Here is a 21,001-nt window from a genome sequence, read left to right on the forward strand (position 1 = left end):
GGGATGCGGCGCGTTGACGAAGGGGCAGGAAGCCCCTTTCGGCAACCCCCGGCAAAAGCGAGAAGCGCAGGGAATAAGCGGCATCCGGGCCGCCTTTTCTTTGGATACTTTCTTTTGGCGGAGCAAAAGAAAGTGTCTCGGCTGTCGGGCCGAGACCCGACATTAAATCAAGCCGTCGCGTTAGCGACACCTCAAATAAAGTTTCAAATTAGCTAACACAGCATCAGCTAAAAAGACAAAACAAACTCAGTTGACCTTAATCAACTCAACATCAAAAATTAATGCCGCATTAGGCCCAATATCCCTTCCAGCACCACGCTCACCATAAGCCAGGTTAGAAGGAATAAAGAAACGGTATTTAGCGCCTTCTTTCATCAATTGCACGCCTTCGGTCCAGCCCGCGATAACGCGGTTCAATGGGAACGTGGCGGGTTCGCCGCGGCCGTAGGAGCTGTCGAATTCCTTGCCGTCGATGGTGGTGCCTTTGTAATGGACGGTGACGTTGTCGGTGGCTTTGGGTTGGGCGCCGGTGCCTTCGGTGAAGACCACATATTGCAGGCCACTGGCGGTGGTTACCACGCCGGCGGTTTTGGCGTTGTCGGCCAGAAATTTTTCCCCGGCGGCTTTATTTTCGGCTGGGGTGGGGGCGTTGGCGTTGGCCAGTGAGAACATAGCAAATCCTGTAATAAATGCGATTAAAATGGCGATGACACGTTGTTTCGTGGATTTCATGAAAACTCCCGATAGATGATTGGGGCGGCTAGTTTATCAGTTTTTTTGTTCCAGCTCCTGCCGGCAACTTGCCAGTTGCGCGTCGTAACGCAAGGCGCGCTGATGGACTTTTTGCGCGGTATTCATCAGCCATTGCTTGGATAAAAAGCTGTTGCGCTGATAGCCGCCTAAGCCTTCGTGATAGGTTAAATACAGATTGTTGGCGTCTGAGGTGGGGATGCCCAGCTTGCGGTTGCTGGTGGCGCAATACCAAGCCACAAAGTCGCAGCTGTCGGCAAAATCTTCTCTATCGGCCCAGCCGTTGCCGGCTTTTCGCTGATAGTCCGCCCAGGTTTCGTCCTTGGCTTGCGGGTAACCGTAAGCGCTGCTGGAACGAAACCAAGGGATAAAGCCGAGAATCAATGGTCGGGGCGGTTGGGCGTCGGCGACGAAGCTGGATTCCTGATGGATGATCGCCATCTGCACCGCAATGGGGACGCCCCAGCGCCGCGCGGAGCTTAAGGTTGCTTGATACCAGTCGTCTTTTTCCCGGAAGATTTGACAGATATTTTCCGGGTTTTTCGGCGGCATGGTTGTACACGCCGATAAAACGGCTAGACTAGCCAGACAAATTATTCTGCTTTTCATATCCCAATAAATTAGATTGCTAAAAGGATTTACCTTTAAAAAGCCCTGCCAAACAGAAGGATTATTATGCCAACAACCGAAAAACGCGCCTATCGCAAAAACCTGGCTAGCCAAGGATTGCTGTATTTAGGCTTTGAAGAGCACGAAATTTGGGTCGTGAATCTGTCGCTTTCCGGCTTGCTGGCAGTGCTGAAGGTCGAGCCGCAGGTCAATGGCATCAAAGACATTTTTAATGCTTTGCAAGTTTCGCCGATAGTCGATTTTTATCTGCCGAGCATGCGCTTGGCTGGAGAGGCGGAAATGGTGCGCGCCGAAGCTACCGAGGGCGGATTTGAAATTGCCATCGAGTTTCGCAACTTGTCTTACGATACCGATAATTTACTCTACAGCCGCCGCGCCTACCGCAAAAACATGACCGCGCCCGGTCATATTGTCTTCAACGGCAATGATTATGCGTTTAATACCGAAAATGTCTCGGTGGACGGTTTGATGATACGCATGCTGGGCAGAATTGAAGTGGCGGACGGTACGGTGGCCAAATTCGATTACAAGCACTTGAATCTGGAAGGCGAGGTTAAGGTAGTGTGGGTCGATCACGACGATATTTCCACGCTGATGGGCTTGCAGTATCTGCATTTGCAACGCGACTATATCAAGGGTATTCCAAACTTTAGCTATCCGCCTCTGGAAGCCGGCTAGAACTGAGGGTTAAACCGTCGTCGGCCACTCAAAAACGTTGCCGGTTACGCGCCTGCCAAAATTCGGTCGCCAATTGCTGAGCTTGTTCCTGATTATCGGCTTTGCCCAATAGCTTTAACGCAACCGCGGCAGTCGCTATCACGGTTGCCTCGCCAAATTCGTCGTTAAGCTCTCCACGCCAGCATTGCGCCAATAACTGCGGGTCCATGTCTTCGGCTTTCATGTGCCGGCGTTCGAATAGGGCCGGCCAGGTCTCGTCGTTCAGTTCGCCGTTATTGACGCTTTGTACCAGGCATTCCACGTCCGGATTGCGCTCGGTTTCGCCGCCTTCGCCTTTTAACACCGCCATGTTTTTCTGATTCAGCAGCAAAGCGGCTTTTTGATGCACTTGCCGGTAGCTGGGATGGAAGATGCCTTGAATGCTGGCCGTGGCATCGAACGGATTCAACAATCTGACCAATGTATGCACTGGCGAACGCAAGCCCATCACCGGTCGCAGATTGATCATGTCGTACAGTTTTGGGCAAATATATTCCAGCGACAGATAGCTGAAATTATCTTGCTCCAATTGCTGGCCGGCTTCGGTTATCGAGGTTGCAGCTTTGATGCCTAAGGCTTGCAGCACATTTTCAGTGTACAAACGCCCTTCGGTATGACCACCGGCGCCGTGCATGAATACTTTTATGCCGTTCTCGGCCAGCAGCAGGGTGGATAATAAAAACCAAGGCAGATGGCGGCGTTTACCGGCATAAGACGACCAGTCCAGATCGACAGCTACTTTGGCTTCGAAGGCAAAACTTTCTCGTGCGGCTTGCACGAAGCCGGCCAGCTCTTCGCAGGTTTCTTCCTTCACCCGCATCAGCATCAAAAATGCGCCGAGTTGAATCGGCTCGACCTGGCCGTCGGCCAATATCATTTGCATCGCCCGATAGGCTTCGTCTTGGGTCAGCGGCCGGGCGCCTTTTTTGCCCTTGCCGAGTATCTTGATAAATTCCGCGAACGGATGTTCCTGGGTCAACAAGCTCATGAGAATGACAATGGAAAATAATGATCGATCAGCAATGCTGCGAAAATCAGCATCAGATAAATAATGGAGTAGCCGAAGGTGCGCATTGCGGTTTTATTGTCCTTTTTACGCATCATTTGCACGGCGTAATAGATAAAACCCAAGCCCAATACTACGGCGGCCAGTAAATAAATCACGCCGCTCATGCCGGTTAGATAGGGCAGCAGCGTACTAATCAGCAACAAAATGGTGTAAAGCAAAATCTGTAGGCGGGTGAATTCGACGCCATGCGTTACCGGCAGCATCGGGATGGCAACTTTGGCGTATTCGTCGCGCTTGGCGATAGCCAAAGCCCAGAAATGCGGTGGGGTCCAAACGAAGATAATTAAAAACAGCAACAACGCATGCGGATGCACTTCGCCGGTAATCGCCGCCCAGCCCAACACCGGCGGCGCTGCGCCGGCGGCGCCGCCAATGACGATATTCTGCGGCGTCAATTTTTTAAGGTATACCGTATAAATCAGCGCGTAGCCGATCAGTGACAAAAAGGTCAGAAAGGCGGTCAATACGTTGATTTTGATGGTCAATATCGCCATCGCTACAAGGCCGATAAAGCTGGCGAATACCAATACCTGATGGGAGTTCAAATGACCGGTGGGTAGTGGTCTATTCTTGGTGCGGCCCATTTGCGCATCGGCTTTTTGGTCGATGAAGTGATTGATCGCAGCTGCCGAGGATGCTGCCAGGGCGATACCTATGCTGCCATAGAAAAAGTTATCCAGCGGCGGCATGCCTGGCACGGCCAGCAGCATGCCGACGATGGCGGTAAACACGATCAATGCCACGACTCTGGGCTTACAGAGTTCTAAGTAGTCTTTCCAGGATAGCGCTGAGGTGGTGTCGGTCATCAAGTACCAAATAGATTTGCGGGTCTTTAAACATATAGAATAACAGTGAACCATTGATTATTAAAATAATCACAAGCGCTCACCATCTTTTAGTCAACGAGGGATTTATGAACTATAGGCTCGCGGCGTTAGCGCTGCTTTGCCCTGCTGTCGCGGCGAATGCCGAGGCCGGCAAGGTACACGAACATGTTTTCAGCAACGGCTTGAAACTGCTGGTAAAGGAGGACCATCGTTCGCCGGTGGTAGTATCGCAAGTTTGGTACAAGGTCGGGTCCAGCTATGAACCCGGTGGCATCACCGGTATCTCACATATGTTGGAGCATATGATGTTCAAGGGCACCGCAAAATATCCGGCCGGCGAGTTTTCCCGGATCATCGCTGAAAACGGCGGTAACGAGAATGCCTTTACCGGTCAGGATTACACGGCTTATTTCCAAACCCTGGAAAAATCGCGCTTGGAAATCAGCTTTAAACTGGAAAGCGACCGGATGCGCAATCTGGATTTAAAAGCCGAAGAATTAAAAAAAGAACTGGAAGTAGTGACCGAAGAACGGCGCATGCGCACCGACGACCAGCCGCGCTCGAAAGTGCATGAGCAATTCATGGCTACGGCCTTCACCAACAGCCCGTACCAAAATCCGGTCATCGGTTGGCCGTCCGATATAGCCAACTATAAAGTCGAAGACCTGCAAGCCTGGTATCAGCAATGGTACGCGCCGAATAACGCCACGCTGGTGGTGGTGGGCGATGTCGATGCGCAGCAAGTTGAAAAGCTGGCGGAGCAATATTTTGCGCCGCTGCAACCCAGCGTGTTGAAGCCGGTAAAGCCTCAGGATGAAAGCGAACAGAGAGGTGTGCGGCGCATCACCGTGAAAGCCCCCGCCAAACTGCCTTATCTGATGATGGGTTATAAAGTGCCCGTACTGAAAACCGCCAAGCCGGAATGGGAGGCCTACGCGCTGGAAGTGCTGGCGGGTGTGCTGGACGGTGGTGATAGTGCCCGCTTGTCTTCGCGTCTGGTCAGGGGTAAGCAAATCGCGGTATCGGCGGGTGCGGGTTACGACTTCACTTCGCGCTTGCCCGAGATATTCCTGTTGGAAGCCACCCCCGCCGAAGGTAAAACCGTATTTGATCTGGAATATGCTTTGCTGGACGAGGTATATCAACTCAAGAACCAGTTGATCGACAAGGATGAATTGCAACGCATCAAGGCGCAAGTATTGGCCAGCGCGGTGTATCAGAAAGATTCCAACTTCTATCAAGCCATGCAATTGGGCACGCTGGAAACCGTGGGTATCGGTTGGCAGAAAGCTGACGAGTATGTCGATAAGATCAATCAAGTCACCGCCGAGCAGGTCAGGGAAGTGGCGCGTAAATACCTGATCGAAGACACGCTGACCGTAGCCTATCTCGACCCGCAACCCATCACCCAAGCCGCCAAACCCGCAAAAGCCATAGGAGGCCATCATGCGTTTTAATTTAATCGGCTTGGTACTATTGCTGTTGAGCCAGACCGTCTGGTCCGCCGCCAAAATCGAAAACTGGCAAACCCCGCAAGGCAGCCGGGTTTACTACGTGCGCACCGCCGGTTTGCCGATGGTGGATGTGCGGGTGGTATTCGATGCCGGCAGCGCCCGCGACGAAGCGCAGTTCGGTGTCGCTGCGCTGACCTCCGCCTTGCTGGATAGTGGGGCCGGCGACTTGAGCGCCGACGATATCGCCCAGCGTTTCGAGTCGGTAGGCGCCAATTATTCAGCCGGTGTCAACGAGGATATGGCCTGGCTGGCAATACGGACCTTGACCGAAAAAGCCTTGTTCGACAAAGCTTTGGCGACCTTCGAAACCGTATTGAGCAAGCCGGCTTTTAATCAAGCCGATTTTGAACGGGAAAAAGCCCGCACGCTGGCCGGTTTGAAACACCGGGAAGAATCGCCGGGCGAACTGGCCGGCCTTGCTTTTAATAGAGCGCTTTACGGCGATCATCCCTACGCCCATCCCGAGACCGGCGTGGTGGAAACCGTGGCCGGTTTTAGCGCTGACGATTTGAAAAGCTTTTATCAAAAATACTATGTGGCGGCCAACGCGATGGTGGTCATCGTCGGCGACGTCAGTCGCGAGCAAGCCGAACAAACCGCGAATCAAGTACTGAGCAAATTGCCGGTCGGCAGCAAGCCCGCCGAAATTCCGGCGGTGACGATGCCGAATAAAGCCAGCAAACAGCACATCGAGTTTCCGTCCACGCAAACCCATGTGTTGGTCGGCTTGCCCGGCACCTATCGTAAGGACCCGGACTATTTCGCCTTGTATGTAGGTAACCATATTTTGGGCGGCGGCAGCATGGTGTCCAGGTTATTTGAAGAAGTGCGGGAGAAGCGCGGTTTGGCGTATGGTGCTTATAGCGTGTTTGCGCCCTTATACCGGCAGGGGCCGTTCATGATGAGTTTGCAAACCCGCAACGATCAAACCGAACAGGCTTTGGATGTGTTGCTGAAGACCTTCAACGAGTTTCTCGATAAAGGCCCCAGCGATAAGGAACTGACCGCCGCCAAGCAAAACATCACAGGTGGTTTTGCGATGCGCTTCGATACCAATAGCAAGTTGACCGATTACGTAGCGATGATTGGGTTTTATCAGCAGCCGCTGGACTATCTGGATACCTTTCAGAGCAATGTCGAAGCTGTCAGCATCGAGCAAATCAAGGATGCGTTCAAGCGCCGGGTAAAACCGGAGTTGTTGCAAACCGTGACGGTCGGTGCCGGTAAATAAAATGTCTAACCAAATCCGCATCATCGGCGGCGAATGGCGCAGCCGGCAAATCGTATTCGACGACGCGCCGGGTTTGCGGCCGACGCCGTCGCGGGTGCGGGAAACCTTGTTCAACTGGCTGCAAGCTGATGTTCTGAATAGCCGTTGCCTGGATTTGTACGCCGGTAGCGGCGCGCTGGGCGTCGAAGCTGCCTCGCGCGGTGCCAAGCACGTGGTGCAAGTGGAAAATAACCCTGCCAGTTGCCAAAAGCTGCGCGAGAACATCGCTAAACTGGCGGCGACACAGATTCAGGTGGTACAGCAAGACGTTGGGCAATTTCTAAACGCGCCGGCTCAACCGTTCGACTTGGTGTTCCTCGATCCGCCGTTTGGGCAAGGTTTGATCGGGCAGACCTGCCGACTATTGGACGCCCAAGGCTGGCTGGCCGATTACGCCAAAATCTACCTGGAATGTGAGCGCAAGCGGCCGTTGGATGATCTGCCGGCCGGCTGGCGATTGTTGAAAGCCAAGACGGCCGGCGAAGTCAGCTACCACCTGCTGCAAAAGCAATCGGATACTTTTGCCGCGGCGAATGGTTTAAAATAAGCCGCTTTTGCCTGTTTCCAAAGCCGATGAACATTACCGCGATTTATCCCGGCACCTTCGATCCCATCACCAATGGTCACCTGGACTTGATCCACCGCGCTTCCCGGCTTTACCGGCATGTGATTGTTGCCGTCGCGGTCAGCCGCGGCAAACAGCCACTGTTTTCCTTGGAAGAGCGCGTGGCGTTGATTCAGGAAGTGGTCACCGAATTCAGCAACGTCCGCGTGATTGGCTTCGACACCTTGTTGGTCGAATGTGCCAAGCAACATCAAGCCAGCGTCATCATCCGCGGCTTGCGTGCAGTGTCGGATTTTGAATACGAATTTCAATTGGCCGGCATGAACCGCCGTTTGTCGCCCGATATTGAAACGGTGTTTCTGACCCCGGCCGAACAATACGAATTTATCTCGTCCAGCATGATCCGCGAGATCGCCCAATTGAACGGCGATGTGTCCAGCTTCGTGCCCGATGTGGTCAAACAACGCTTAACCGAAAAATTTTCCGAGGAGTAATTATGGCGCTCATTATCAGCGACGACTGTATCAACTGCGATGTCTGCGAACCGGAGTGCCCGAACGGCGCCATTTCGCAAGGCGACGATATATACGTGATCAACCCGTCCCTATGCACCGAGTGCGTCGGTCATCACGACAAGCCGCAGTGCATGGAAGTTTGTCCGGTGGATTGTATCGATAAAGACCCGGATTTGGTCGAGGACAAGGACAGTCTGTACAAGAAGTATTTAAAACTGACAAGTTGACATGCGTTAGCAGCGTCAGGCGCGTATTTGCACCTGACGCAAACAAAATCAATCAACGGGCTGAGCCCTGGCGCCGGTACCGCACAATCTAAATTTAGGGGATCGATATGCTCAAAAGTGTTGGCTATGCTGCCTACAACCCGCAAACCCCGCTGCGCTCGTTTCATTTCGAACGCCGGCAACCCGGTTCCGAGGATGTGCGTATCGAAATTCTGTATTGCGGGGTTTGCCATAGCGACTTGCATCAAGTACGCAACGAATGGCGCGGCACGACATTTCCGATAGTGCCGGGCCACGAAATTGTCGGTCGGGTCGTGGAAGTCGGCTCCCAAGTGACTCATTTTAAGGTGGGTGATTTGGCCGGGGTAGGCTGCATGGTGGATTCCTGCGGCGTCTGTCCCGATTGCCTTGATCATCAGGAACAGTTTTGCGACCAAACGGTGTTCACTTACAACAGTCCGGACAAATACACCGGCAAAATGACTTACGGCGGCTACTCGAATCAGATCGTGGTCGATCAGGGGTTTGTGTTGCAAGTGTCCGATAAGCTGGAGTTGGCGGCGGTAGCGCCCCTGCTGTGCGCCGGTATTACGACCTATTCGCCTTTGCGGCATTGGCAAATCGGCAAGGGCCATAAGGTTGGCATCGTCGGTTTGGGCGGTCTGGGGCATATGGGCGTGAAGTTTGCCCATGCCTTTGGCGCGGAAGTCGTGCTGTTTACGACATCGCCAGGCAAGGAAGCGGATGCCAAACGCTTGGGGGCGAGCGAGGTAGTAATTTCAAAAAACGCCGACGAGATGGAAAAGCATTTAAACAGCTTTGATTTCATTTTAAATACCGTCGCCGCGCAGCACGATCTGGATCAATATTTAAGCCTGTTGAAGCGCGACGGCACGATGTGCCTGGTCGGCGTACCGTCCGAGCCGCATCCCTCGCCGAACGTCGGCAACCTGATATTCCGTCGCCGCGCACTGGCTGGGTCGCTGATCGGTGGCATCCGTGAGACCCAGGAAATGCTGGATTTCTGCGCAGAGCACGGCATCGTGTCCGATATTGAGCTGATTCCGATGGCCGGCATCAATGACGCCTATCAACGTATGTTGAAAAGCGACGTGAAATACCGCTTTGTGATCGATATGGCGACCCTGCCGGGCTGACGCACTATCCCAAGCTCCTAAATATCGTCGCTCCCGCGCAGCCGGGAGCCCAGTTGCTAAACTGGATTAGCGATGAGTCCTCGCAATGCCGGATGGCCCAGGTTTTGGCCTATCCGCATCCCTAGCAAAACATTTGACCTATAATCACCTTCTCTCACTTTTCTTGGCTTGTTGGGCAGAGAAGGAATGCGTTTGAGCTTTTACCGATTTATTTTTCTGACAGCAATTATTGCCGTGGCGGGTTGGGCTGGGTTGCGCCTAGCCTTACCGCCAGGCTATGCCAGTCCGATTTGGCCGCCGGCCGGCATTGCGCTGGCAGCGGTGTTGCTCTGGGGTAAGAAAATCTGGCCGGCGATAGGGTGCGGCTCGTTCCTGACCAATCTCTCGCAAGGATATGATTTAAGCGGCGAATTAACGCCGCCGACGGTCTTCGTCGCGATGGGCATCGCGATCGGCAGCACATTGCAAGCATTGACCGGTGCTTGGCTGTCGCAACGCTTTCTAGGGACCGGCGTACCGCGTTTGGATAAAGGCAAAAACATTTTTCGGTATGTGTTACTAGTCGGGCCTTTGACTTGCTTGATCGCCGCCACCGTCGGGGTCAGCACCTTGCTTGGATTCGGTGTTTTAACCGATGCCAATGTTTTGGTGGCTTGGTGGAATTGGTGGATAGGCGATTGTCTCGGAGCCATCATTATATCGCCTTTGGTTTTTTGCTGGTTTGCAGAGCCAAGAGCGCTTTGGCGTCCCCGGCTGGTAGGTGTGGCTATGCCGCTGGTAGCCATGTTGGCCGGGCTGATCATTACTTTTCTATTGGTTTTGCGAGCGGAAGACAGTCGGCTGCAACTGCAATTTGACAGCAATGCCGGCGCGGTTAATAAAGCCTTGGCAGACAATTTTTCCGCCGTGTTAAAAGCGTCTTTTTCGCTCAATAGTTTCTTCCAAGCGGCCGGACCGGTAGACCGGGATAAATTCGGCGTTTTTGCCAATGGCGTGCTGGCACAGAATCCGCACATTCAAGCACTGAGCTGGGTATCGCAGATCCCCAGCGAACAGCGGGCGTCTTACGAGCAATCGATCCGCGACGAAGGATATAAAGATTTTACGATCAAGGAACTAGGTGCGGATCGCCAGTTCATCAAGGCTCAGGAGCGTACCGAGTATTTCCCCGTTACCTTTATCGAGCCTTTATCAACCAATAAGCTGGCGCTGGGTTTTGACTTGAATTCCGAGGCCAATCGCCGAGCAGCGCTGACGGAAGCCAGGGCCAGCCAAGCAGTCAGCGTCACCCGGCCTATTCAACTGGTGCAGGACGGGCAAGCCAATCAAGCCCTATTGCTGATGATGCCTGTATACCTGGCTAATGCCAACAGTTCGGAGCCGGCGTTTAGCGGGTTTTTGTCTACAGTGGTGCGTATCGACTCCTTGGTGAAGGCGGCCATGCAAGACTTAAATCTTGACGATATGAACGTGGCGCTACTGTATTACGATGCGGAAAACCAAGCTATACCGTTATACGGAGCGCTGAAAGCATTGACGACCGGTGTTAATGAGTCCAGGCATTCTATCCGTTTTGGCAATCGCTTGTTGGAAGTGATTGTCCAGCCGGAAGCCGTATTCATTGCGACGCATGCCTCCTGGTTACCGTGGCTGGTGTTATTGGGCGGATTGCTGTTTACCATGCTACTAAGCGTGTACTTGTTATCCGCCACCGGCAGGGCGGCTATGGTGGCGGCACTGGTCGATCAGCGCACCGCTCAGCTTGATGCTGCAAACTCAAGTTTAAAGGATGCGTATATTCGTTTGGCGGAAAAAGGCCAAAAGCTCCGCGACTTATACGAGCTGTCGCCCTTAGGCATCGCTTTGCTGGACGTGCACGGCAAATTCGTTGAATTCAATCATGCTTTTCAACGCATGACCGGGTATACGGAAGAAGAACTTCAACGGCTCGATTACATGAGCTTATCCGCCGATAAAGAGCAGAGTTTGGCCGAACAATTAAGTTGGTTAGCCAGAACCGGGCAGTATGGTTCGGACGAAGCGACGTTTATCCATAAAAGAGGGCGGCCGGTATCGTTGCAACTAAGCGGCACCAAAGTCGCCGGAACCGAGGATCAGGATTATATTTGGTTTATTGCCGAAGACGTCACCCAAGCCAAAGCCAATAAAGAAGTGCTACGGCAAAGCGAGTTGAAGTATCGAAAGTTGTTCAACAGCGCTAGCGATGCGGTCATGATGGCCGATAGCAGCGGATTTCTGGATTGTAATCAGGCCACCTTGGATTTATTTGGTTACGACGCTGTGTCCGAGTTCTGTCGCTTGCACCCCGGTAAAGTTTCGCCGCCAAATCAGGCAAACGGCAGGGATTCGGTAGAATTGGCGAACGAGTATATGGCTACGGCGATCAAAAACGGCCACTTGGAATTCGAGTGGCTGCATAAGCGTGCCGACGGTCGTATTTTTCCGGCTTTGGTGACGCTGGCGCGGGTTAGTCTGGACGGCCACCTGGTATTACAAAGCGTGGTGCGCGATCTAAGCGAACAGAAGCGGGTGGAACAGGCCTTGATCGAAGCCAAAGAAACCGCCGAGAGCATGGCGGCCTTCAAATCGGAGTTTCTGGCGAACATGTCCCACGAAATCCGCACGCCGATGAACGCGGTGATCGGGTTGTCGCAGTTGGCATTGAATAAGCCGGTATCCGCTGAGGTAAGGGATTATCTGCAAAAGATTTACAGCAGTTCGGTCAGTTTACTTGGCGTACTCAACGATATTCTCGACTTCTCCAAAATGGAGGCCGGTAAACTGGGACTCGAACAGGTCGAATTCAACCTGAATAACGTGTTGGATAACCTGCATAATCTGTTTGCCCTTTACGCTGCGGAAAAATGCTTGGACATCAAAATAGACGTTGCGCCACACGTACCTTTAAGCTTGGTGGGTGATGCGCTGCGTTTGCAGCAGATTCTCTCCAACCTGGTGGGAAATGCGCTTAAGTTTACTGAGCAAGGCAGTGTCACATTGCAAGTGGCTTTGCTGGAATGGCAGGATGCTCAGGCCAAGCTTCGTTTCAGTGTGATGGATACCGGTATCGGTATTCCCGAAGCGGATCTGCCTAAGTTGTTCCATTCCTTCAGTCAGTTGGATGCGTCGATTACTCGCCGCTTCGGTGGTACAGGCTTGGGCTTGAGCATCAGCCAAAAGTTGTTGCAACTAATGGGTAGCGATTTTCATGTCGAAAGTAAGCCGGGGCAGGGTTCGAATTTTAGTTTTGACTTAATGCTGGGCGTTAGCGCGCAGCAAGCCGACTTGCCGGCGGCGCGGCCGGATAACGACACCCAGGCCGGTGGCTTGTCTAAGACGCTTGCCGAGCAAGGTAGCGCATTGCGGGGCATGCGTATTCTGGTGGCCGAAGACCATGCTATCAATCAGAAAATTTTGCAGGAATTTTTGGCCTTATGCGGGGTTAGTGTCGATCTTGCCGGTAACGGCCGCGACGCCTTGGCCTTGCTGGCAGAGCACGCTTATGATGCAGTGCTGATGGATATTCATATGCCGGTGATGAGCGGTTTGGCCGCTACCGAACAGATCCGCCTTAACCCCGAGTATCAATCGCTACCGATTATCGCGCTGAGTGCTGGCGTGACCCAAGAGGAACGGGACAAATGCCTGGCCAGCGGTATGAACGAGTTTGTGGTCAAGCCGATTCAACCGATGCAGTTGGTTAAGGTGTTGTGCCAGCAGATAGGTCGAAGTTCGATTGGCGCTTCGGTAAACGGGCCTGTTAAAAATGCGCGTGACGTTTCAGCGTTTTGCTTACGAGATTTGCCCGGTTTTGATTTCAGCAACACGCTGGATTTGTTGGATGGCGACGAAAGCTTTTTGAGCGAGTTGCTGGGTAGTTTCAGAAATAGCACCGCAAGCACCTTGATAGCGCTGGATGATTTGCTGGAGAAGCGCGATTTGCAAAAGGCGCGAGACGTGCTGCACGGTTTGAAAGGCGTTGCCGCTAACTTGGGGGCAAATCGTGTGGAGCAGGCCGCGACGAGATTTTGTCTGTCACTCAAGCAGGACAGTTTAAATCCTGCTGACTATGCCGAATTCAAACGGATAATGACCGAAGCACTGACTGCACTGGAACCGTTGGGATAGTCGCTCGACATTGTTCCTGATGGAACAGTGTCTACAGCCGGTCCCAAAACATCGTTAGAGTCCGGTCCAGTTTATCGGTGTAAAATCCGCCGCCATATTGCCTTTAGTAAAACATCCCGCCAAGGAGAACGCACAATGAACGATCTGGTGTTTTATACCAATCCGCAGTCGCGTGGGCGCATCGCTCACTGGATGCTGGAAGAAATCGGCGAGCCTTACGAAACGGTCTGGTTGGCGTTCGGCGCCGAGATGAAAAATGCCGACTATCTGGCTGTCAATCCAATGGGCAAGGTGCCGGCGCTGAAACACGGCACAGCGTTCGTCACGGAAACTGCCGCCATTTGCGCGTATTTGGCGGATCGTTTTCCGCAGAAAAATCTGCTGCCGGCCGCAAACCATCCCGCGCACGCGGACTATTTCCGTTGGCTGTTTTTCGCGGCCGGTCCGCTGGAACAGGCCGTTACCGCCAAGACGCTGGGTTGGCAAGTGCCCGAGGGCAAAAGCGGCTTTGTCGGTTTCGGTAGTTACGAAGCGACCTTAGCCGCCGTCGAAACAGCCCTGCGGCCCGGACCTTACATTTGTGGCGCGCAATTTACCGCCGCGGACGTGTATGTCGGCTCGCAGCTTGGTTGGGGGATGATGTTTGGCAGCATCGACAAGCGTCCGCTGTTCGAGGATTATGTGGCGCGGATCTACGCACGCCCGGCAGCCCTGCAAGCCATTCGTCTCAACGAAGAATATTTGCAACAGCGCCAGGTCTGATCGATTGGATAATAGACAGCATCCATCCATGACAGCGTTGCGCACCGAGGCCCCCATTGGCGTATTCGATTCCGGCGTCGGCGGCCTGTCCGTGCTGCGAGCCATCCGTGCGGAACTGCCCATGGAAGACTTGTTGTATGTGGCCGATTCCGGCTACGCGCCCTACGGCGACCGCGATGCGGAGTTTATTGCGGATAGGGCGACAACGATCACCGAGCGGCTGCTCGATGCCGGCGTGAAGGCCATCGTGGTGGCCTGCAACACCGCCACCGTGGTCGCAATCGAAAAACTGCGCGCGTGGTGTCCGGTGCCGGTGGTGGCGATGGAGCCGGCCATCAAGCCGGCGGCGCAAACCACCCAATCCGGAGTGATCGGCGTGCTGGCCACCAGCCGCACGCTGGCCAGCCCCAGCGTCGCCAGGTTGTGCGCGGCCTACGGTAAAGACATTGAAATATTGTTGCAGCCTTGTCCCGGTCTGGTCGAACAAGTTGAAAAAGTCCAATTGCACAGCGATACGACGCGCGAGCTTTTGCTCGGTTACCTGTCGCCGTTGCTGTTGGCCGGTGCCGATACCATCGTATTAGGCTGCACGCATTACCCGTTTCTGGCAGAGCTGATTCGGGACATTGTGGGGCCGGATCTGACGATAATCGACCCGGCTACCGCCGTGGCAAAAGAGCTGGTGCGGCGTTTGCAGGGCCATCTTAGGCCTGTTCCGAGTGCGCGAACCGCAGAGGTCCGCTTTTTTTCCAGCACCGCGGTCGAAGAGGCCAGCCAGATCATATCCGCGCTCTGGGGTAGTCCTGTACTTGTTCAGGCGCTTGCTCGGAGCGCTAAGGGCAAGCAGATCGGTTCGGCAGCTTTGGGCTAGTCTCCACCGGATTTTTAATAAACCGTTCGAGCCGGTTATCTTCCATTTGTAGACCATCATGAACGATAAACACACTCCAATAGCCGTGTCTGCGGCAGATGTCGAGTCACGCACCACATCGCTGTATCCGGAACCGTTTGCCTCGCGCATGGCGGGAAGGGAGAAACGCCGTCTCGGCGATTTATTCGATCTGGCAAATTTTGGCGTCAATCTAACCACGCTAGCACCCGGTGCCAGATCGGCGTTGCGGCACAGCCATTCGCGGCAAGACGAGTTTATTTATATATTGCAAGGCCATCCGACATTGGTGACGGATGCAGGCGAAACCCAGCTGGCGCCGGGTATGTGCGCGGGATTTAAAGCCGGCACCGGCAATGCGCACCAGTTGCTGAATCGCTCGAACGCAGACGTGCAGTACCTGGAAGTTGGCGACAGGACGGCCGGAGACGCGGTGATCTATCCGGACGACGATTTGCAAGCGATGTCGGTTGACGGGAGCTGGCGTTTTGCCCACAAAGGCGGCGAGCCATACTAAAAAACGGAGTCTGCATGCCACACGTATTAATCATCCATGAGGTCGCCGACTATCCGGCCTGGAAGCGGATTTTCGATCAGGCCGTCGAGATCAGAAAACGCGCCGGAGAAATCAGCTACCAACTGCTGCGCTACGACGACGATGCCAATAATATCGTGCATTTTTCTGCCTGGACCTCGCTGGATAATGCCCGGCGCTTTTTCGAATCCCCCGAGTTGGTGGAAATCAGGGAGCAGGCTGGGGTAAAAGCCCCGGAATTTATCTATTTGCAAGAGATAGAGCGGGGCGTGCTTTAATCGCGGCATTGCTCAACGCTTCCTGCACAACCGTTGCTGGTGCTTATTTGCTTCCGCTGGTGAGCTGCTTCAGCATTCCCTAATCTATCTTATCGGCCTCTTGGTAGAGGCTTAATCATCCTGAGTTACACAAAAGTACTTTTGATACATGCGGTATCTAAGCTGCTCCTTCACAAGCGATGGGCAGAAAATGTTCATGCAGACGGCTATACACAATCAGTTTCCCCCGCCTTTAATTCCCTTTGACCATCGATTCCGCGCAGGCGGTAGCCCAGTTGCCGGCATAGATTTACTGCTCGGTCTGACGGCTTCCGTTTAAGCGGATGCAACCCGATTTAAGGGCCAAATTGATAAATCAGTGTTTTCGCTCAGGGTGTGCGGAATATGCCGTAAAAGCCATAACAAAGTTACGGTTAAGTCGGCACAAAAATAGTGGTCACTAATTTGTAATCAATGGCTTACAAGGTGATCAGGCGGGTGGCACGTATTTTGATGTCTTTAAATTAGAGAATTCCAATATTCTCAAAGACGACTATGTGACCTGTGCAGACAAAAGCGACTGTCGTCAATCGCCAACCCCGTGGCGAAGCGGGTTCGGAAACTTACGGAGCTTGCGACAAAGCAAGCTGGCCGAGCTGCTCCAAGGTGATAGGGGGCTGCGGCATATGCCGCATATCACAGACATCCTTAATTATTTTCAATGGAACACTTTATGACAAGACATTTTCAATTGACAGCCATCGCCGTTTTGCTGGGCGTAAGCGGTATCGCACAAGCGGCATTAACTGTGACCAGCGGACCAGTCAGTTTTAGCGGCTCCGCGTCGGTCACGGCAACCGGGGGACAGGTAGCTTCCACAACCAATTCCAACAACGGCGCGACTATCGCCAATGTCGCGCTTGGTCAGTTTGACGTAGCGAACGGCGTACTTACCGGCGTTGATATACAACTTACATCCAATCGCACCCAGACCATCAACGGCTCGGGTAACAAGAATAATGGTCCAGGTAGAACCGTTAACGGCAGCGGCACCAGCAATGCCTTGATGTCCGCGGCAGGCGTTAGCGCGGCTTTCGTCCCCAATTTGACTCAAGCCGGCTCCGGTTGTGCCTTAGCGCACGGTCCAACCGGTCCAGTCAATTGCAGTTGGGGGCCGAATACCGCAGCAGCTGCCACAACCGATACGACGGTTGGTGCAGACGACCAAAATCTTAAGGATTATGTAGGTGGCGGCTCTGTCAATGCTTCATTGAGCTTACCCACCTTATCCGCCACCACAACCATGTCATCGACCGCTGGGCAGCCAGGCAGCGGTTCATCTGCTACCTACAAAGTTGACTGGGCCGGCTCTTTGCAAGCCAACTACAGCTATTTGCTGCATTCGCTAGCTTCTTTCGACGCCAGTTCTGCCAACAATACGCTAACCCTGGACTTTGGCACGGTCGCGCAAAACACTGGTCCTACTCTGAGTTTTAGCTTGTTCAATCTCGCCGATGCTGACCGGATCGGTCTGGACTTGGATAGCGTCAGCGGCAGTGGCGATACCGGGGCCTTGACCACGAATCTGACGGCGTTTAACGATCTGGCACAGGGTTCAAGTGTGGCATTCATAGCCAATTTGCTGACTTCGACCACTGGCGTCTTCAGCGCTCAGTATCTAATCAATCTGTCCGATGCCGATTTCGGTGCCAGCAGCACCAGACAAAATCATCAGCTGACGTTAAATCTGGTTGGCAATGTGGTTGGTAATGTCGCTGCGGTTCCCGTTCCCGGCGCGGTTTGGTTGTTCGGCAGTGCCATGTTGGGCTTAGTGGGATTGCAAAAACGTAAGCGCTTAGCGTAGAGCAAGACGATACAAGGTCTCCGGCTAAAAACGCGGAGATCACTTAGTCAACTGACATCAAGGCAATAAAATGAAAATAATCAAAATACTGTTGTTGGGCTGTGCCATTATGCCGGCCGCGCACGCCAATCTAGTGAGCAATGGCGGGTTTGAACAGCCGGGCACGCTCGCGGCGGCTCCCGGTTATCAATACTTGCCTAACAATGACTCCAGCGTCACCGGCTGGACGTCTATTAGCGACAATCTTGGTGAAGAGTCTTATCTGATGAACATCAATCGCTCGAACAATAGCTACATTCCGCGTGTTTATCAGGGTACTTATGGTTTGGCGCTGAATAACAATAACGCCATACAAACCAGTGTGGCACTGACTGCCGGCATTACTTACGATCTGTCTTTCGCCGCCAAAGCAAATACTGCAGGCGCATCGCCGCTGGAAGTGAGTATTGGCGGTTTCAGCACTTCGTTTGCAAATACCACAGCGTTCACCATCTTCCAATATCAATTTACCGCCTCGGCTACGGATCAAGGCGCAACATTAAAGTTTTTTAATCCATTAGCGGCTGGCGGAAATCGTATCTGGAATCTGGATGCGGTGTCTCTTCAACCCGCGCCAGTGCCGTTGCCTGCCGCCACTTGGTCATTCCTGACCGGCTTTATGGGTTTGCTGGCACTGGGTAAACGTAAACGCTCCGCCTTGTAAGCTGATTTGACAGAGGCTTTTCAACAGATTGTGCAAGGATGCTGCGGGCAAATTTGACGCGAGATAATTCATGAAAACTATAAAAACCATCATGTTGTTACTGGCGGCGGTGTTCCCGCTGCCATCGGCAATAGCCGCCAATTTGCTCGGCAACGGCGGCTTCGAAAGTCCGGGGACAGTGACGACCTATAAGTTCCTCAGTAACAATGACACTACCAGCGTCACCGGCTGGACGGCGATAGATGACGCCATTGGCGAAAGGCCGTATCTGATGTACAAGAATCGGGCCGGCGGCAACTATACCAACCGGGTGTTTGAAGGCTTGTATGCCTTGGCGATCAACCAGGGTTCCGGCATCAAAACCACATTTCCGGTCACGGCCGGCGTAACCTACACCTTGTCGTTTCAGGTTCGCAAAGGTACAACGGCCGGATACACGCCGCTGGAAGTATCGATTGCCGGTTTCAATACCACCTTCGCCAGCGTGACCGGTAGTTTCCAGCTGTTGACGTATACCTTTACTGCCAGCACCACAAATCCTGCGGCGGAACTGCGGTTTTTCAATAGTGCGCCGACGCCCGATTACAAGACCTACGACATCGATGCGGTGGTAGTGGAAGAAGGAACCGGACCGACCACACCACCCAATCCCTTCGTCGGCCTACCTGCCGATGCGGGCGATCCGGCATTTATCACCAGCCATTTCTCCGGCTCGCAGAATTGCGCGATGTGCCACAACGGTATAGTCGACAATCAAAGTAAAGACGTTTCCATCGTCACCGATTGGTCGTCGACGATGATGGCCAATTCATCGAGAGATCCGTTCTGGCGTGCGAAGGTGCGTAGCGAGATGTCTCGCCACCCCGAACTGCAAACAGTCATCAACGATAAATGCAGCAAATGCCACGCACCGATGGCCAACGCTCAAGCCAAAAAAGACGGTAGCAGCGCCAGCCAAACCATTTTCGACGGCGGTATTCTCGACGTCGGCCACGCCAAACACGATGCGGCGATGGACGGTGTGAGTTGTACCTTGTGCCATCAGATTCCAGCTACGCCGGCCTTGGGCACGCTGGCAACCATGTCCGGCAATTACGCCATCAACGATAGCAAAACCATCTACGGGCCTTATGGCGGTCCCGGCGATACCGCGCTATTCACGATGCCGATGATAATGCATACCGGCTATACGCCTACCTATGGCGCGCAGATCAAGGAGTCCAAGTTATGCGCATCCTGCCACAACCTGAAGACACCTTACGTCGATCAAAACGGCACTATCTTGAGCACCACGCCGGAAAGCGAATTCCCCGAGCAAACGCCATACATGGAGTGGGAACAAAGCAGCTATGTCGGTCAAAAAAGTTGCCAAGGCTGCCATATGAGCCGTACCGATGGCGTGAAAATTTCGACCATGGGTATGTCCGGTTTACGCAACAATTTTGCGATTCACGATCTGGTGGGCGCCAATAAGTTGATGCTAGATATTCTCAGCAACAATAAAAACCAATTGGGCGTGTTATCCAATAATTTCGCCGAAACCTTAAGCAAAACCGACGCGATGTTGAAAAGCGCGGCGACGGTGACGGTTGCCGAGCAGCGCTCAACCCCTAATGCGCTGGACTTTACCTTGCAGATTAACAGCACTACCGGACACAAGCTGCCAACCAGCTATCCGTCGCGGCGAGCTGTCGTGCATGTCGTGGTGACCAACGCGCAGAATCAAATCGTTTGGGAGTCCGGAAAAGTCAGGGCCGACGGCAGTATTGTCGGGGTTGATGCCGACGAAAACGGCGCCAACTTTGAGCCGCATTACGATCAAATCACTGCTGACGATCAGGTGCAAGTTTACGAAGCGATCATGGGCAACGACCAAGGCGAAGTGACCTACACCTTGTTACGAGGTAAGGAGTATTTGAAAGATAACCGCATTCTGCCACCCGGTTTTAATAAAACCAGTGCGCCCGCCGATGTGCGGGTCGCCGGTTCCGCAGCGTCCGACAGCAACTTCATCGGCGGTAGCGATCAGATCAGCTACCAAATCGGCGGTCTGCCGGTGGGTAACTATACGGTCAAGGCTGAGCTGGTTTATCAAACCCTGTCGCATGCCTATGCCGAGGATTTGTTCAGCGACACGGCCACGCCGGAAGTCGCGGACTTTAAAACCATGTTCGATGCCTCCTCGCAAAAGTCCAGCGTAATAGCCAGTGCTGAGTTCGCCGGCACGGTCGCTGCACCGCCAGCGCCGGATTCCGACGGCGACGGCGTGTCCGACAATCTGGATAACTGCAAACTGGTCGTCAACGCCAATCAGCGAAATACCGACGGCGATAGTTTCGGCAATATCTGCGATCCGGACTTCAACCAGAACAACGTCGTCGATCCGGCCGATTTGTCCAGGCTGAAATCCAAGCTCGGCACGGTGTCGGCAAATGAAGACTTAAACGGCAATGGGGTCGTCGATTCCGCCGACTTGAGTCTGTTGAAAACCTATTTGGGTAAAGCACCCGGACCAACCGGTATCGCGCCCTAAGTTTCGCGGGGGGGGGGGCTCGTTTAAAGCCCCCCCGCGAGCACGGTCAATCTCGTTTACTTTTAATT

The 21,001-nt window shown here is 53.5% G+C and carries 19 protein-coding genes; 15 read left to right on the top strand and 4 right to left on the bottom strand.

The genetic code is table 11. The annotated features are described in order from the left end of the window. Positions 1 to 246: 246 nt before the first annotated feature. Both JL719_RS02085 and JL719_RS02090 read right to left on the bottom strand, forming a co-directional pair. Positions 247 to 732 (bottom strand): FKBP-type peptidyl-prolyl cis-trans isomerase, encoded by a 486-nt coding sequence (locus tag JL719_RS02085; RefSeq protein WP_033158556.1) that lies wholly within the window; start codon positions 730 to 732, stop codon positions 247 to 249. A 36-nt stretch (positions 733 to 768) separates the two neighbouring features. After that, entirely contained in the window at positions 769 to 1,359 is a 591-nt protein-coding gene (locus JL719_RS02090; protein ID WP_033158557.1) for a transglycosylase SLT domain-containing protein, read from the bottom strand. 66 nt (positions 1,360 to 1,425) lie between these two features. On the opposite strand from JL719_RS02090, the gene JL719_RS02095 reads away from it, so the two are divergent. After that, a complete protein-coding gene (locus tag JL719_RS02095; RefSeq protein WP_033158558.1) occupies positions 1,426 to 2,058 on the top strand; it encodes a PilZ domain-containing protein in 633 nt (210 codons plus the stop codon). A 28-nt stretch (positions 2,059 to 2,086) separates the two neighbouring features. On the opposite strand, the gene JL719_RS02100 is transcribed toward JL719_RS02095, so the two are convergent. After that, positions 2,087 to 3,085: a glycosyl transferase family protein gene (locus tag JL719_RS02100; protein ID WP_033158559.1), complete on the bottom strand. Its 999-nt coding sequence runs from the start codon at positions 3,083 to 3,085 to the stop codon at positions 2,087 to 2,089. Next, positions 3,082 to 3,972: a heme o synthase gene (gene cyoE, locus JL719_RS02105; RefSeq protein WP_033158560.1), complete on the bottom strand. Its 891-nt coding sequence runs from the start codon at positions 3,970 to 3,972 to the stop codon at positions 3,082 to 3,084. Before cyoE ends, JL719_RS02100 begins: the two co-directional genes overlap by 4 nt. 107 nt (positions 3,973 to 4,079) lie before the next feature. Here cyoE and JL719_RS02110 point away from each other — a divergent pair, with 107 nt between their 5' ends. The 14 genes from JL719_RS02110 to JL719_RS02175 all read left to right on the top strand — a co-directional run bounded on the left by JL719_RS02110 (position 4,080) and on the right by JL719_RS02175 (position 20,933). Next, positions 4,080 to 5,450: a M16 family metallopeptidase gene (locus JL719_RS02110; protein WP_033158561.1), complete on the top strand. Its 1,371-nt coding sequence runs from the start codon at positions 4,080 to 4,082 to the stop codon at positions 5,448 to 5,450. After that, positions 5,440 to 6,738, top strand: a complete 1,299-nt coding sequence (locus JL719_RS02115; RefSeq protein ID WP_033158562.1) for a M16 family metallopeptidase — start codon at positions 5,440 to 5,442, stop codon at positions 6,736 to 6,738. The genes JL719_RS02110 and JL719_RS02115 overlap by 11 nt, the downstream gene beginning before the upstream one ends. 1 nt (position 6,739) lies before the next feature. Then, positions 6,740 to 7,324 (top strand): 16S rRNA (guanine(966)-N(2))-methyltransferase RsmD, encoded by a 585-nt coding sequence (gene rsmD / locus JL719_RS02120; RefSeq protein WP_033158563.1) that lies wholly within the window; start codon positions 6,740 to 6,742, stop codon positions 7,322 to 7,324. A 26-nt stretch (positions 7,325 to 7,350) separates the two neighbouring features. After that, positions 7,351 to 7,836 carry a pantetheine-phosphate adenylyltransferase gene (gene coaD, locus JL719_RS02125; RefSeq protein WP_033158564.1) on the top strand — a complete coding sequence of 162 codons (486 nt, stop codon included), beginning with the start codon at positions 7,351 to 7,353 and terminating at the stop codon, positions 7,834 to 7,836. A gap of 2 nt (positions 7,837 to 7,838) precedes the next feature. Then, positions 7,839 to 8,084, top strand: coding sequence for a YfhL family 4Fe-4S dicluster ferredoxin (locus JL719_RS02130; RefSeq protein ID WP_033158565.1), 246 nt, complete (start codon positions 7,839 to 7,841; stop codon positions 8,082 to 8,084). A 107-nt stretch (positions 8,085 to 8,191) separates the two neighbouring features. Continuing rightward, a complete protein-coding gene (locus JL719_RS02135; RefSeq protein ID WP_033158566.1) occupies positions 8,192 to 9,241 on the top strand; it encodes an NAD(P)-dependent alcohol dehydrogenase in 1,050 nt (349 codons plus the stop codon). Between the two features lie 192 nt (positions 9,242 to 9,433). Beyond that, positions 9,434 to 13,390, top strand: a complete 3,957-nt coding sequence (locus tag JL719_RS02140; RefSeq protein WP_203531405.1) for a CHASE domain-containing protein — start codon at positions 9,434 to 9,436, stop codon at positions 13,388 to 13,390. A 135-nt stretch (positions 13,391 to 13,525) separates the two neighbouring features. Beyond that, positions 13,526 to 14,152: a glutathione S-transferase family protein gene (locus JL719_RS02145; protein WP_033158567.1), complete on the top strand. Its 627-nt coding sequence runs from the start codon at positions 13,526 to 13,528 to the stop codon at positions 14,150 to 14,152. Between the two features lie 28 nt (positions 14,153 to 14,180). Further along, positions 14,181 to 15,023 (top strand): glutamate racemase, encoded by an 843-nt coding sequence (murI, locus tag JL719_RS02150; protein WP_033158568.1) that lies wholly within the window; start codon positions 14,181 to 14,183, stop codon positions 15,021 to 15,023. 58 nt (positions 15,024 to 15,081) lie between these two features. After that, positions 15,082 to 15,558 (top strand): cupin domain-containing protein, encoded by a 477-nt coding sequence (locus JL719_RS02155; protein WP_033158569.1) that lies wholly within the window; start codon positions 15,082 to 15,084, stop codon positions 15,556 to 15,558. A gap of 14 nt (positions 15,559 to 15,572) precedes the next feature. Continuing rightward, positions 15,573 to 15,854, top strand: coding sequence for an antibiotic biosynthesis monooxygenase (locus tag JL719_RS02160; RefSeq protein ID WP_033158570.1), 282 nt, complete (start codon positions 15,573 to 15,575; stop codon positions 15,852 to 15,854). 712 nt (positions 15,855 to 16,566) lie between these two features. Then, entirely contained in the window at positions 16,567 to 17,697 is a 1,131-nt protein-coding gene (locus JL719_RS02165; protein WP_033158571.1) for an autotransporter outer membrane beta-barrel domain-containing protein, read from the top strand. A gap of 70 nt (positions 17,698 to 17,767) precedes the next feature. After that, positions 17,768 to 18,400: a DUF642 domain-containing protein gene (locus JL719_RS02170; protein ID WP_033158572.1), complete on the top strand. Its 633-nt coding sequence runs from the start codon at positions 17,768 to 17,770 to the stop codon at positions 18,398 to 18,400. Between the two features lie 70 nt (positions 18,401 to 18,470). Beyond that, the gene (locus JL719_RS02175) at positions 18,471 to 20,933 is read left to right on the top strand and encodes a dockerin type I domain-containing protein (RefSeq protein WP_051670347.1); all 2,463 of its coding nucleotides are present in this window, start codon (positions 18,471 to 18,473) and stop codon (positions 20,931 to 20,933) included. The last annotated feature ends 68 nt before the right edge of the window (positions 20,934 to 21,001 follow it).

It is taken from the genome of Methylomonas sp. LW13 (assembly GCF_016865255.1).
Classification (GTDB): Bacteria; Pseudomonadota; Gammaproteobacteria; order Methylococcales; family Methylomonadaceae; genus Methylomonas.